This window comes from Paenibacillus sp. MZ04-78.2 (assembly GCF_024213375.1).
Lineage (GTDB): Bacteria > Bacillota > Bacilli > Paenibacillales > NBRC-103111 > Paenibacillus_G.
Genome location: NZ_JANAVJ010000005.1, coordinates 162,722 through 175,387 on the forward strand (window position 1 = coordinate 162,722; position 12,666 = coordinate 175,387).

9 protein-coding genes and 1 riboswitch are annotated in these 12,666 nt (G+C 54.5%); of the genes, 8 read left to right on the forward strand and 1 reads right to left on the reverse strand.

Annotation, left to right across the window (positions count from 1 at the left end; genetic code table 11):
- Positions 1-32 precede the first annotated feature (32 nt).
- A riboswitch (TPP riboswitch) is annotated at positions 33-143 on the forward strand.
- 88 nt (positions 144-231) lie between these two features.
- The 6 genes from thiC to NLX71_RS06400 all read left to right on the forward strand — a co-directional run bounded on the left by thiC (position 232) and on the right by NLX71_RS06400 (position 9,069).
- Entirely contained in the window at positions 232-2,019 is a 1,788-nt protein-coding gene (gene thiC, locus NLX71_RS06375) for a phosphomethylpyrimidine synthase ThiC (RefSeq protein ID WP_254362649.1), read from the forward strand.
- 19 nt (positions 2,020-2,038) lie between these two features.
- Positions 2,039-2,689: a 5,6-dimethylbenzimidazole synthase gene (gene bluB / locus NLX71_RS06380; protein WP_254362650.1), complete on the forward strand. Its 651-nt coding sequence runs from the start codon at positions 2,039-2,041 to the stop codon at positions 2,687-2,689.
- A 476-nt stretch (positions 2,690-3,165) separates the two neighbouring features.
- Positions 3,166-3,384 (forward strand): hypothetical protein, encoded by a 219-nt coding sequence (locus NLX71_RS06385; protein ID WP_254362651.1) that lies wholly within the window; start codon positions 3,166-3,168, stop codon positions 3,382-3,384.
- A gap of 151 nt (positions 3,385-3,535) precedes the next feature.
- Complete coding sequence (locus tag NLX71_RS06390; protein WP_254362652.1) at positions 3,536-5,509, forward strand: putative thiazole-containing bacteriocin maturation protein; 1,974 nt, start codon at positions 3,536-3,538, stop codon at positions 5,507-5,509.
- Positions 5,506-7,449, forward strand: coding sequence for a TOMM precursor leader peptide-binding protein (locus NLX71_RS06395; protein WP_254362653.1), 1,944 nt, complete (start codon positions 5,506-5,508; stop codon positions 7,447-7,449). The genes NLX71_RS06390 and NLX71_RS06395 overlap by 4 nt, the downstream gene beginning before the upstream one ends.
- A 24-nt stretch (positions 7,450-7,473) precedes the next feature.
- Positions 7,474-9,069: a SagB family peptide dehydrogenase gene (locus tag NLX71_RS06400; protein ID WP_254362654.1), complete on the forward strand. Its 1,596-nt coding sequence runs from the start codon at positions 7,474-7,476 to the stop codon at positions 9,067-9,069.
- Positions 9,070-9,127: 58 nt separating this feature from the next.
- Here the strand turns inward: NLX71_RS06400 and NLX71_RS06405 are convergent, their stop codons facing one another.
- On the reverse strand, positions 9,128-9,652 hold the full coding sequence (locus NLX71_RS06405) for a DUF420 domain-containing protein (RefSeq protein WP_254362655.1): 525 nt from the start codon (positions 9,650-9,652) through the stop codon (positions 9,128-9,130).
- 254 nt (positions 9,653-9,906) lie between these two features.
- Here NLX71_RS06405 and NLX71_RS06410 point away from each other — a divergent pair, with 254 nt between their 5' ends.
- Positions 9,907-10,728 (forward strand): GNAT family N-acetyltransferase, encoded by an 822-nt coding sequence (locus NLX71_RS06410; RefSeq protein ID WP_254362656.1) that lies wholly within the window; start codon positions 9,907-9,909, stop codon positions 10,726-10,728.
- Between the two features lie 440 nt (positions 10,729-11,168).
- On the forward strand, positions 11,169-12,584 hold the full coding sequence (locus tag NLX71_RS06415; protein ID WP_254362657.1) for an amino acid permease: 1,416 nt from the start codon (positions 11,169-11,171) through the stop codon (positions 12,582-12,584).
- Positions 12,585-12,666 lie beyond the last annotated feature (82 nt).

Sequence of the window (12,666 nt, forward strand, 5' to 3'; positions counted from 1 at the left end):
TATCGGTCCGCAGGTTATTCTTGTACTGACAACTTCATATGTGCGGGAGCTTGGTGAAGCCAGGCTGAGAGGATAACCGGATGTTATCGACCGTTAAACCTGATCTGGGTAATGCCAGCGGAGGAAATACGTAGCCTTTGTATGCACAAAGACCGCTTCTTTGCCGTTGCGGTCTTTTTTGTATGCATGACGTTCCCCGCTTGCTCACATTCATTCGAGGAGGAATTGAACATGACAAGCGAAAACAAACCAAACCAACAACATGCTGTGCCGGACGTATCGGGATTTCCCGGGAGCCGAAAAGTGTATATCCAAGGCTCCCGCAGCGACATTCGGGTCCCGATGCGGGAAATTGCTTTGAGCCCGACGGTGGGCTCGGAAGGGGAAACGGCCAATCTGCCCGTGCGCGTCTACGATAGCAGCGGTCCGTACACGGACGGCGATGTCCGGACGGACATCCGGCAGGGGCTTCCGGCCAATCGGCGGGGATGGATTATGGAACGGGGCGACGTCGAAGCGTACGACGGAAGGGCGGTAAAGCCGGAGGACAACGGCTTCAAAGAGGAAGAGGGGGCCCGGCGGCAGGAATGGTTTCCCGGAGCAGCGCGCCGTCCGCTGCGGGCCAAGCCGGGTGCGAATGTTACGCAGATGCACTACGCCAAAAAAGGAATTATCACGCCCGAGATGGAATATATAGCTATCCGCGAAAAGGTGACTCCCGAATTCGTGCGCAGCGAGGTGGCGAGCGGTCGGGCGATCATTCCGTCGAACATTAACCACCCGGAAAGCGAGCCGATGATTATCGGCCGGAATTTCCTTGTGAAGATCAATGCGAACATCGGCAATTCCGCCGTCGCTTCGTCGATCGACGAGGAAGTGGAGAAGATGCGGTGGGCGACGCGCTGGGGAGCGGATACGGTCATGGACCTATCGACCGGCAAGCACATTCATACGACGCGCGAATGGATCGTCCGCAACTCTCCGGTGCCGATCGGGACGGTGCCGCTGTATCAGGCGCTTGAGAAGGTCGGAGGGAAAGCGGAGGAGTTGTCCTGGGAAATTTACCGGGATACGCTGATCGAGCAGGCGGAGCAGGGCGTCGATTATTTTACAATCCATGCCGGAGTGCTGCTGCGGTACATTCCGCTGACTGCGAATCGCGTGACCGGGATCGTATCCCGGGGCGGATCGATCATGGCTTCGTGGTGCCTGGCGCATCATCAGGAAAATTTCTTGTACACGCACTTTGAAGAAATTTGCGAAATTATGAAAACGTACGACGTCGCTTTTTCGCTTGGGGATGGCCTGCGTCCGGGTTCCATTGCTGATGCAAACGACGAGGCGCAGTTCGCGGAGCTGGATACGCTGGGCGAGCTGACGCAAATCGCCTGGAAGCACGACGTACAGGTGATGATCGAAGGCCCGGGCCACGTGCCGATGCATTTGATCAAGGAGAACGTGGACCGGCAGCTTGAGGTGTGCCAGGAGGCGCCGTTCTATACGCTCGGACCGCTCACGACCGACATTGCGCCCGGTTACGATCACATTACTTCGGCCATCGGCGCAGCGATGATCGGCTGGTTCGGGACAGCAATGCTGTGCTATGTCACCCCGAAGGAGCATTTGGGGCTTCCCAACAAGAACGATGTGCGGGAAGGCGTCATCGCCTACAAAATCGCGGCCCATGCGGCCGACTTGGCCAAAGGCCATCCGGGCGCACAAGAGCGGGACGATGCGCTGTCGAAGGCGCGGTTCGAATTCCGCTGGCGGGATCAGTTTCATTTGTCGCTCGATCCCGAAAAAGCACTGGAGTATCACGATGAGACGCTTCCGGCGGAAGGCGCGAAGACGGCGCATTTTTGCTCGATGTGCGGCCCCAAGTTTTGCAGCATGCGTATCACGCAGGATATACGGGAATATGCTAAACAACACGATTTGGAGGACCGCGCCGCGATCGAGAAAGGCTTGGAGGATAAGTCCAGGGAGTTCAAGAAAGCGGGTGGTTTGATTTACAATTAATCACCTTGGGAGGGATCGTATGTTTACGGAGCAGGAAAAGGAAGCGTTATACAAGGTCATCTATACGAGAAGGGATGTCCGATCCTTCCTGCCGGACCCGATTCCGGAGGAAGCGGTGACGAACGTGCTTCACGCCGGCCACCATGCGCCGTCCGTCGGCTTCATGCAGCCTTGGAACTTTATCCTGGTGACTTCGGAGCAGCTAAAAGAGAGGCTGGCCTGGGCCGCGGACAAGGAAAGAAGGGCGCTGGCGATCCATTACGAAGGCCAGCGTCAAGACCAATTCTTAAGCCTCAAGGTGGAAGGGCTGAAGCAAGCGCCGCTGACGATCTGCATTACATGCGATTCGACCCGGGGAGGCGCCCATGTGCTCGGCCGGAATTCAATACCCGAAACCGACATGCTGTCCGTCGCCTGCGCGATCCAAAATATGTGGCTGGCCGCCTGTGTGGAAGGGCTTGCTATGGGATGGGTCAGCTTCTATAAGAAAAACGACGTGCGCGAAATTCTGGGCATTCCGCCGCATATCGAGCCGGTCGCGCTGCTGTCGGTCGGGTATACGGAGAATTATCCGGAGAAGCCGATTCTGGAGACGGCCCAATGGGAGAAGCGCCGCTCCTTGCAGGACCTCATCTATCACGAGACATGGGGAAATCGGCAGGAGGAATGATCGAACTTTTCTATTTTCAACTACGCGATCCATCTATGGGAACATAGGTGGATTTTTTGTTGTGCAACAGAGGTCAAACAGCCGAAGCGCCGCGGATAAAAAGTATAGGCTCGTTAGATCGCCCGGGTGACATAAGTCGTCCGGGTTATTCGCTGTTATCCGATACGAAAACCTACTTTTAACCATTATTGAAAAATGATTGGGAATTAAGCTTGGCACCCCGTAACACATGCGGATCGAAATTCATAAAAATGTTGTATGTTCTGTCGAGAGCAGAGAAAGCGCGATCACCCGGCGCATACTCCTTGCCCGGGCACTTCCTTTCTATCTCTTGCCAGTCTCCGGCTCCAGCCGGCACTACTTTATTATGACGGAGGGAATGTTCAACATGAGTGAATTTCAGAATGAGCTTCAACAATTGCAAGTTGGGGCATACAATGCGGGTCAGGTGACGCCTTTACAGCATCAAGGCCATTATGAAGCCGATTCTCGGCTATGTGGCGGTGGCTGCGGCTGTTTCCGTTGTCCATGCGGCTGCGGTTGCTTCCGCTGCTTCTGCAGCTGTTTCTGCGGCGGGGGTTGCGGCTGCGGAGGAGGCTGCGGCTGCGGAGGCGGAGGCTGCGCTTGCGGAGGACGTTGCGGACATCGTTGCGGACATCGTTGCGGTTAAGTCATTAACGGGACTCCCCCGGTAGTATCAGCCCCTGCACATGCGGCTTTTGATCCAAACCGCAGGGGCTGGAACGGCCCCTTGAAAATAATTGACAAGAAGGACAAACGACAGTACATAAGATAGCAGTGAACATCCGGCCGGATTGACCAAAAGTACGGATAAGGAGGAGTGAGATGACCACATTCGATGCTTCTGTGCGTCCGAAAATCAACGGTGACACCTTTTTTATCACCGATCGGAACGGCGCGGTCTATTTTAGGAACAACATGGGCTCGTTCAAGCTGGAAGGCGAGTTGATTGACCGATGGATCGAAAAGCTGATTCCGGTATTTAACGGGAAGTATACGCTTATGGAATTGACGGACGGGTTGTCGGAGCCGCACAAAGGCCGCGTGTTCGATATCGCCGCTTTATTGATCCAAAATGGCTTCGCCCGGGATGTAAGCGGAGAGCATTCCCACCGGCTATCGGAAAGGATTCTTGAGAAGTTCGGCTCGCAAATTGAATTTCTGAGCAATTTCGGAGGCTCCGGCGCGCACCGCTTCGAGCAATATCGCCAAGAGAAGGTGTTGGCGATTGGTTCCGGTCCGTTCCTGGTTTCATTGGTGGCGGCTTTGCTGGAATCCGGTTTACCCCGAATCGGAGTGGCCATTGGCGATTCATTGCCAACCAACCGTGAGCGGCTGAAGGAACTGGGGGAGCATGCCCGGAAATCCGATCCGGAGATACATATTCAGGAAGTCCCTTACCCCAGACGGGACGTTTCCGCTTGGCAGGAGGTCCTGAAACCGTTCGATTCGATCATGTACGTATCGCAGGAGGGGGATGTTGAAGAGCTTCGGATCGTCCAAGCGGCCTGCAAAGCGGAGAGAAAACTCTTCCTTCCCGCGATTTGCTTGCAGCAAGCCGGTTTGGCAGGGCCTCTTGAGCGGCCGGAAGACGGGAATGGTTGGGAGTCGGCGCTGCGGCGCATTCATCAGCCCGTTCTACGCCAAGATCCGCAGCAGCATGGGTTTTCTGTCCACGCCGGGGCTTTGCTGTCGAATGTGATCGTGTTCGAACTGTTCAAAACGGTGACGGGAGCTGCCGATCCGCTGCGAAATCAGGCGGTATATCTGCTGAACCTGGAAACGCTGGAAGGGGACTGGTATTCGTTCGTGGCTCACCCGATGGTGATCGGCTGCAACCGGATTGAACGCATTCCGGATATTGAGCCGCGGCTGATGCAGCAGCCGGGCCCGGCGCCGCAGAGCGGAAGGCACAGCCCGTTACTGGATTATTGTGAACGGATAACCTCGCCGGATACGGGCATTTTTTACGAATGGGACGAAGGCGATTTAAAGCAGTTGCCGCTTGCGCAATGCCGGGTTCAGGTGGCGGACCCGCTCTCGGACGGGCCGGTTGAGCTGCTTCCTTCCATAGTCGGCACAGGATTGACGCATGAGGAAGCGAGACGGGATTCGGCGCTTGCCGGATTGGAAGCTTATACGTCCCGATTGGCTGAACGTATGGGGCAGCCGTCTTCTCCGTTGGAAACGGGCGCAACGGGTTTGCGTGCATCCGAATATGTCGGCATCGGGGCGGGTGAGACGCTGACGGAAGCCGTATGCCGGGGCTTGCGAAAGTGTCTGGCGGAAGAGCTGGATATTCGACGAACCGGTCGAAAGCCGCTTGTCACTCCGTTGCAGTTGAGTATGGTGGATGACGAGCGGGTCCGTTATTATTTGAAATCCTTGTCTACGCTGCAGGGGGTGCCGGACCTTCTTCTGGAGGAAGAGCTGTTCGGTTTCCCGGTGGTTCGTGTGGATATCGGCGGAAGATGGTACTCGGGCGTCGATTTGAATATCACCCTTGCGCTTCGGAGGGCTCTGCTTCAAGCGCTGTCGGAGGTTCAAAGTCAAGCGCCCCGGCTTCAAGTCCGGATTGCTTCGGTTCCAAGCCGGGCTCCGAAAAAGGCACGGCCGCACAGCCTGACCATCCCGGCCTGCGAAGAAACACCGCGAGCGGGCGTACTGGCCTCCGCCATGCAACAGCTGAAGCAGCACGGCAGACGGCTGCATGTATTGGATTACAGGCTCGATCCTTTCTTGAATAAAGGGCCCATTCACGTCCTGGGCGTTGCGCTGGGAGAGGAGGTTTCGACATGAGCAGTGTTGTAGCCGTAATCGGCAAAGGCGTGCTGGCGGATTTGATATGCGCTGAACTGAATTCTGCCTTTTGGGTGATCCGTACGGGCGAGCTGGAGGAAGAGGAATTCCGTTCGGCTGATCTGGTTATCCTTGCGCAGGATGGCTGGCTCCCTGCCGTGCAGGACAGGGCGGAGGAGGTTCTTCAGGCTGCCAAGGTGCCCTGGCTGAGGGGCTTCGTGTCTTTTGGGGAGGCGTTAATCGGACCGCTGGTCCGGCCGGGCGTTCAGGGATGCTCCAGATGCGCGGACATGCGGCGGCTTATGGCCACCGTCGACCGTAAGGAGCTTCGTGTGCTGCAGCAGCAGCTTGCCGAACGCGGAGGAATCCCGCAGGACGCCTGGGCTTCCCGCACGGGACTGACACAGGTGGCGACGCTCTTGGCCACGGAAGCCCGGCGCGTGCTTCTCGGCGGACAGCCTCAATTGGAAGGACGTATCCTGCTCGTGAATCTGAAAACCTTGAAGACTTCACGCCACCTTTTTTTACACGATCCAATGTGCCCGGTTTGCGGCGAATTGCCGGAAGATTCGGAGGAACTGGCCAATTTTTCGCTCCGGTCAAGTCCGAAGATCCACCCGAACAGCTTCCGCTGCCGTTCCATCGATGAACTGAAGCAGGTGCTTACCCGCGATTATTTGGATTTCCGGACCGGGCTCATCAATGGCAAAATGAAGGAGGGCTTGTCGCCGTTCGCCGATATTACCGTAAATCTTCCGTTTTTCGCCGGCGACGAACCGAGCTCGGGGCGGACGCTCTCCTATGCGGATAGCGAGCTGACGGCGATACTGGAAGGCTTGGAGCGTCATTGCGGCGTGGTTCCGAGAGGCAAATGGACGAAGATTTGCAAAAGCTACCGCGAGATCGCCGATCATGCGTTAAATCCGCTCGAAGTAGGAGTCCACGCGGAAGAGCAGTATGCGCGGCCTGATTTCCCGTTCCGGCGTTTTGATCCCGACTGCGAAATGGACTGGGTCTGGGGCCGCTCTATCATACACAATCGTCCCATTCTGGTACCGGAGCTGCTCGCTTATTACAGCCTCGGCTGCGGAAACGGCGTTGTCTATGAAACGTCCAACGGATGCGCTTTGGGCGGCAGCATGGAGGAGGCGATTTTCCACGGGATTATGGAGGTGCTGGAGCGCGACTCGTTCCTGTTGACCTGGTACGCACAGCTTCCGCTTTCCCGTGTCGACCCCTATTCCGCCGGCGATCGCGAATTAAATATGATGATCGACCGGATGAGGGCGGTGGCCGGTTATGAGCTGCACGTATTCGATGCGACGATGGAGCATGGCATTCCGTGCATCTGGACCTACGCGAAAAACCTGAAATCGCGCGGGATGAACCTCATCTGTGCGGCGGGAGCCCATCTCGACCCGATACGGGCGCTGAAAAGCGCGATCTTTGAACTGGCCGGCATGATGCTCTCGCTGGATGACCGATTCGAAGCCAACCGGCAGGAAAGCGAACGGATGGCAGAGGACCCTTTCCAAGTGAGAGAGATGGAACATCACTCCATGCTGTACGGCTTGCCGGAGACGGAGAAGCGTTTGGATTTCTTGTGGAAGAAGCCCGGCCCCCCGCTGACGTTTCGGGAGGCGTTCCCGCCGCAAAGCTTGCATACGGATCTTGCCGACGACTTGAAGATGATCCTGGAAAAATTCCGCTCCTTGAATCTGGATGTCATCGTGGTCGATCAGACCTCGCCCGAACTGAAGCGAAACGGGTTAACCTGCGTCAAAGTGCTGATTCCGGGGATGCTGCCGATGACGTTCGGTCATCATTTGACGCGTGTTACAGGGCTGGAGCGGGTACTGAAGGTTCCGGCGCAGCTCGGCTATACGAAGCAGCCGCTCACGGTCGAACAGCTCAATCCGCATCCCCATCCGTTTCCGTAAGGGACGACGAGAGGGGAGAGTGCCGTGAGCCTTAAGTCTTTTTTGTATAAGCTGCATTATGATCCTGATCATTCCAGGCCGCCGGACTTCGAACCCGATTGGTACAATGCTCCGCTCGCTTATAAGCTGTACCGCGGCTTACCGACCTTTGCGCTCTCTTCGGAAGTGCCGCTGACCCTTGAAGGAAGACCTGTGCCGGATCAAGCGGAAATTCGCGATATCGGTCATTTTCTCTGGTATGCCTACGGGCTTGCACAGCTGAGCCAGTCCGTTTTTTACATGGATGACGGCGGGCTGGAGGGAGGAGCAAACGTATTCCACTCGCTCCGGCGGTTCGCGCCTTCCGGCGGCTCCCTGTATCCGAGCGAAATGTATGTGTACTTGAAAACGGACGATTTGCCTGTCGGGATCTATCATTACGATACGGCGCATCATCGTCTCGCGCTGCTGCGCCTTGGCGATTTTGACGCTTATTTGACCCGGGGGCTGGGAGACCGCTGCGACCTTTCGGCTTGCTTCGGCGCCGTGTTCGTGTCAACCGTATTCTGGAAAAACTTCTATAAATACAATAACTTCGGTTATCGTCTGCAAGGCCTTGACGCCGGCGCGCTCATCGGACAACTGCTGGAAACAGCCAAACGCTTCGGATATCATACGGGCGTGTACTTCCGTTTCCTCGACCGGGCCGTTAACCATTTGCTTGGCCTTGCCGAGCAGGAAGAGAGCGTGTATGCGGTCATCCCTTTATCGCTGCAGCCTTCCGGCAGCTGGTTCTATGGCAGCGGGGCTGAAGCGGGAGTATTGACTTCCCGCCAACTGTGCGCCGCGCTGCCTGCGATTCGGCACGAGCATTACGTCCGCTCGCTTCGCACCACAGAGTACCCGATGCTGCTTCGCATGAACGAGGCTTCGTTGATGGAAACAACGCAATCGTTCGGTCCGCTCGATGCCGCGGATATCGGAGGGACGACGACCGGCGGCGGGGAGTCGGTAGCGCTGCCCCGGATGCAAAGGCTGTCCTTTGATCTGGCTTCGGTCGTCCGCAAGCGTTATTCGCCGCACCTGGATTTTGTTTTTAGCACGATTGATGCTTATCGGACCGCCGCTTTATTGCACGAGGCAACGGCCTCGTTTCCTTATACCAACGATTTGGATACGGCAGGCCACGAGCCCAGGAAGCGGGTATCCATTTACGGCTGCTTGTACGGCATTGAAGGCATTCCCGACGGCGCTTACCGTTACGATGCCTTGGCTCACGAGCTGCGGATAATCCGTCCGGGAGACTATAGGATGCTGCTGCAGGAAGGAATAGCGCTAGGCAACGTGAATCTGTTTCAGACACCGCTTTGCCTGCACGTGGCCGCGGACAGGAATCACTATGCGGATGCGCTCGGTTTCCGGGGATACCGCATTCAGCAGATGGAAGCGGGAATGCTTGTTCAGCGACTGTTGATCGCCGGGGTCGCTCTTGGGCTTAACGGGCATCCGCTCCTTAGCTTTAACCCGGCCGATTGCGACAAAATATATAAGATGGAAGCGGAGGGCGTTACCAGTCTCATCCAAGTGCCGCTGGGAGCTTGCAGACCCAGCTCCCGGCTGGAGGGCGGGTTATACTCCTGAGAGAACGGCAAAAGACAGCAGCTCGAAGTCACATTCGGGCATGCTGTCTTTTTTCTCGTTAATAGTAAGGCGAAATTAACAGGTACACAAGAACTCCGGTGGAGCTTACATACAGCCAGATGGGCATCGTCCAACGGGCGATTTTCCGGTGCGATTCGATATTCATACTGAAGCCCCGGGTTACGGTAATTAAGGCCATAGGGACGTTCACGATCGCCAGCAGCACGTGGGTGATCAGGACAAACAAGTAAACGTATTTCAGCCATAGGCTTCCTCCGAATTTCGTCGGCTCGGTCAGAAAATGGTAAATGACATACGAAACGAGGAAGAACGCCGTAGTCACAAAAGCAAGAAGCACAAAGTTCCGGTGCGCCGCGATGTTCTTCTTCTTAATGAAATAAAGCGAAAGCAGCAAGAAAGCAAAGGTAAAGCAGTTAAAGATGGCATTCAGCAGTGGGAGCACCGTCACGTCAAAGCCGACCGTACCTTCATATTTCGGCATGAAAAACAAAGCGGCGATCACTCCGATAAGAATAATGGAAAAAACCGTAATCCATACGTTAAAATTGCGTGGTTTGTTCATGTTATCTCCCCTTCTCCTGGCATTCTGCAACTATCGTCCATTTAAGGATAGACATCCTTTTCTTCAAAAACAACGGGGTTTGTCCGCGTTTTGTTACATTTTATCGAAAGCTGGGTGAGGAACGAGAAAAGCTTCAACGACCGTTTCCTGAAGCGTCAGGACGATTTTCTCCTTCCCATTCCGGCAACATTATTCTCGCTGAGATCGTATAGGGAATGTAGGATAGGACTGGAAATGATGGGGAGGAACCATGCATGATTGTGGAACTGGATGTTAACGAATATTCGAAAATAACGCCTCTGCTATCGGAGAAGGATAAGGCGAATGTCACGCTGATGAGCATTGTGGCAGGCAGCAACAAGGGCAAAATTTTCGTGGATGCTCGCGATCGCCCGAGAACGGCTATGGTCTGGGCGATCGCGAGCATCGCTTTTTTCGTAGGGGATTGCCGCAATTCCGAATTTACAACACATCTGAATTCGTACATGGATCAGAAAATAAAGCAGGATTCCTTGGATATCATCGGGGGCACCTGGTTTACCGCCGCGGTTGCGGACGAAGCTTGGGATGAGGCGGTGAATGAAGCGTTAACGGACTATGAATTGGTTGAGGGCGAAGATTTGCAATTTGAATTTGCGGCGGATCGATATTCAAAGCTCAGGCAGGCGCAGTCGGAAAGCCGCATTCAGATTACGCCGCTCGATGTCGATCTCTTACACGATCCGGCAAACGACTTCGTTCTTGAAGACTTGAGTGAATTCTGGAATTCGACCGGCGACTTTATGGACAAAGGGTTCGGCTATTGCGTGTTGAAGGACAAGACTGTGCAGAGCGTTTGCTTCTCCGGCTATGTCTACGGGAACGGACATGACCTTGTCGTTCGCACCTATGAGGAAGAGGAGCGGCAGAAGGGGCTCGGAGCGGCGGTCACCTTCGCTTATCTTGATCATTGCGTACGCAATGGCTTGGTGCCTCATTGGACGACGGACGAGGAGAATGAGGCGTCCATTGCGCTGGCCAACAAATGCGGTTTCGTGCTGAAAGAGAAGTCGAAGGTGTACGAATTCGAATTTTAGCTTATCCGTAGGGCACGTAAGAGGAAGCATCGGTAAAACCGAAAGGCTTCCTCTTTTTTTCATGTCTTCAATGGGCGAGAAGTAGGTTTTCAGTCCATACATTGGAAAAAGGAAAAGTACGAATATTGTCGAATTTACAGTGTGATGCATGACTTCACGACTAAAAACATGCCAAAGTGGCGTTTGAGATATACAAATTATTGACTTAAAGATGAATCATAGTATAATAGGAAAAAATTACAAATCTCATTTTCATAGCTCTGTTTAGCTTACAGTCTATAGGAAAGAGCTTGGCGTGAAGGAGAAGTGTCCGGACATGCTAAGTTTTTAATTTTTTTAGCAAAGGATGATGGCGGGCCGTCTTCGAAAACGGCCATTTTAACAAAACATTTGTAAGCGTTTACTGGGAAATGACATTATTGGAAATGGGGTATTATTATATGGCTGGTGCTATCGAGGAAAAGGACAACCATCTCAAGCGTTCCATGAAAAGCCGGCATATGTTTATGATTTCGCTGGGCGGGGCCATCGGTACGGGCTTGTTTGTCAGCACGGGGTATTTGATCAATCAAGCCGGGCCGGGCGGTGTCGTCTTGGCCTATTTGGCCGGCGGACTTCTGATGTATCTGGTCATGCTGTGTTTGGCCGAGCTGGCGGTCGTGATGCCGGTGACGGGTTCTTTTCAGGCCTATACGACCAAGTTTATAGGTCCGGCTACCGGGTTTACGATCGGGTGGTTGTATTGGATTAACTGGATTGTTGCCGTCGGTTCCGAATGGGTCGGCGCCGGAATTCTGATGACCCGATGGTTCCCGAACGTGCCCTCGTGGGCGTGGATCGCGCTGTTCATTGTGCTGATGTTCCTGTTAAACGCCTTTTCCGCCACTCTTTTTGCCGAATCCGAGTTTTGGTTTTCCAGCATTAAAGTGACGACGATCATGCTGTTTATCTTGTTAGGGCTGGCCGCTATCGTGGGACTGATGCCTTTCGAGGGCTTGAATGCGGCTCCGATCCGCTCGGGCTTCGCCCATGACGGGGGGCTGTTTCCCCATGGGTTTATTCCCGTATTCATGACGATGGTCGCCGTCAATTTCAGCTATCAGGGAACGGAGCTAATCGGCATTGCTGCGGGAGAGAGCGAAAATCCCGAAGAATCGGTTCCAAGAGCGACAAGAAATACGATTTGGAGAATTTTGTTTCTGTTCGTCGCATCGGTCGTTGTCCTCGGTTCGCTGATTCCATGGCGGGAGGCAGGTTTGACGGACAGTCCGTTTGTGCTTGTATTCGATAAAATGGGCATTCCTTATGCCGCCGATATTATGAACTTTGTTATTTTGACGGCTCTGCTCTCGGCGAGCAACTCCGGGCTGTATGCTTCCTCGCGGATGCTGTGGGCGCTTTCCAAAAGCAATATGGCCAGCCCTTACTTAAGCAAGCTGACCCCTCAAGGCGTGCCGTTTCGGGCGCTTATCGTCAGCGCCGTTATTGCGTCGTTAGCCTTGATTACAAGCGTCGTGGCCCCAGGCACCGTATTTCTGTGGCTGAGCGGCATATCCGGATTCGCCGGAATCATGGTATGGATGGGCGTAGCCTTATCGCAATATGTGTTCCGCCGCCGTTTTATTGCCGAAGGGAATAGTGTTCACGATCTGAAATACAGGGTCAGGCTATTTCCTTTTGTGCCGATTCTCGCGATCATCCTGTGCATCGTTGCACTGGTCGGACTAGCCTTCGATCAGCAGCAGAAAATCGCCCTTTACTACGGGATTCCGTTTACGATTATATGCTATTTGGTTCATTATCTGTTTTACCGGCACAAGCACCCGAAGCAAGAGCAGACGGGGAGAAGCATATAAAAGGAGCCCCCAAAGGCCTATGGAAGAATGCCTTCCATAGGCTGTTCGTTTTGTCAGGACTACGGTTGGTGCTAGTCTCTCG

Excerpts from the sequence above, each read along its gene's own strand:
- NLX71_RS06410 (WP_254362656.1), top strand. The coding sequence starts at position 9,907 with ATGATTGTGGAACTGGATGTTAACGAATATTCGAAAATAACGCCTCTG.
- bluB (WP_254362650.1), top strand. The coding sequence starts at position 2,039 with ATGTTTACGGAGCAGGAAAAGGAAGCGTTATACAAGGTCATCTATACG.
- NLX71_RS06395 (WP_254362653.1), top strand. The coding sequence starts at position 5,506 with ATGAGCAGTGTTGTAGCCGTAATCGGCAAAGGCGTGCTGGCGGATTTG.
- NLX71_RS06405 (WP_254362655.1), bottom strand. The coding sequence starts at position 9,652 with ATGAACAAACCACGCAATTTTAACGTATGGATTACGGTTTTTTCCATT.
- NLX71_RS06390 (WP_254362652.1), top strand. The coding sequence starts at position 3,536 with ATGACCACATTCGATGCTTCTGTGCGTCCGAAAATCAACGGTGACACC.
- NLX71_RS06415 (WP_254362657.1), top strand. The coding sequence starts at position 11,169 with ATGGCTGGTGCTATCGAGGAAAAGGACAACCATCTCAAGCGTTCCATG.
- NLX71_RS06385 (WP_254362651.1), top strand. The coding sequence starts at position 3,166 with ATGAAGCCGATTCTCGGCTATGTGGCGGTGGCTGCGGCTGTTTCCGTT.
- thiC (WP_254362649.1), top strand. The coding sequence starts at position 232 with ATGACAAGCGAAAACAAACCAAACCAACAACATGCTGTGCCGGACGTA.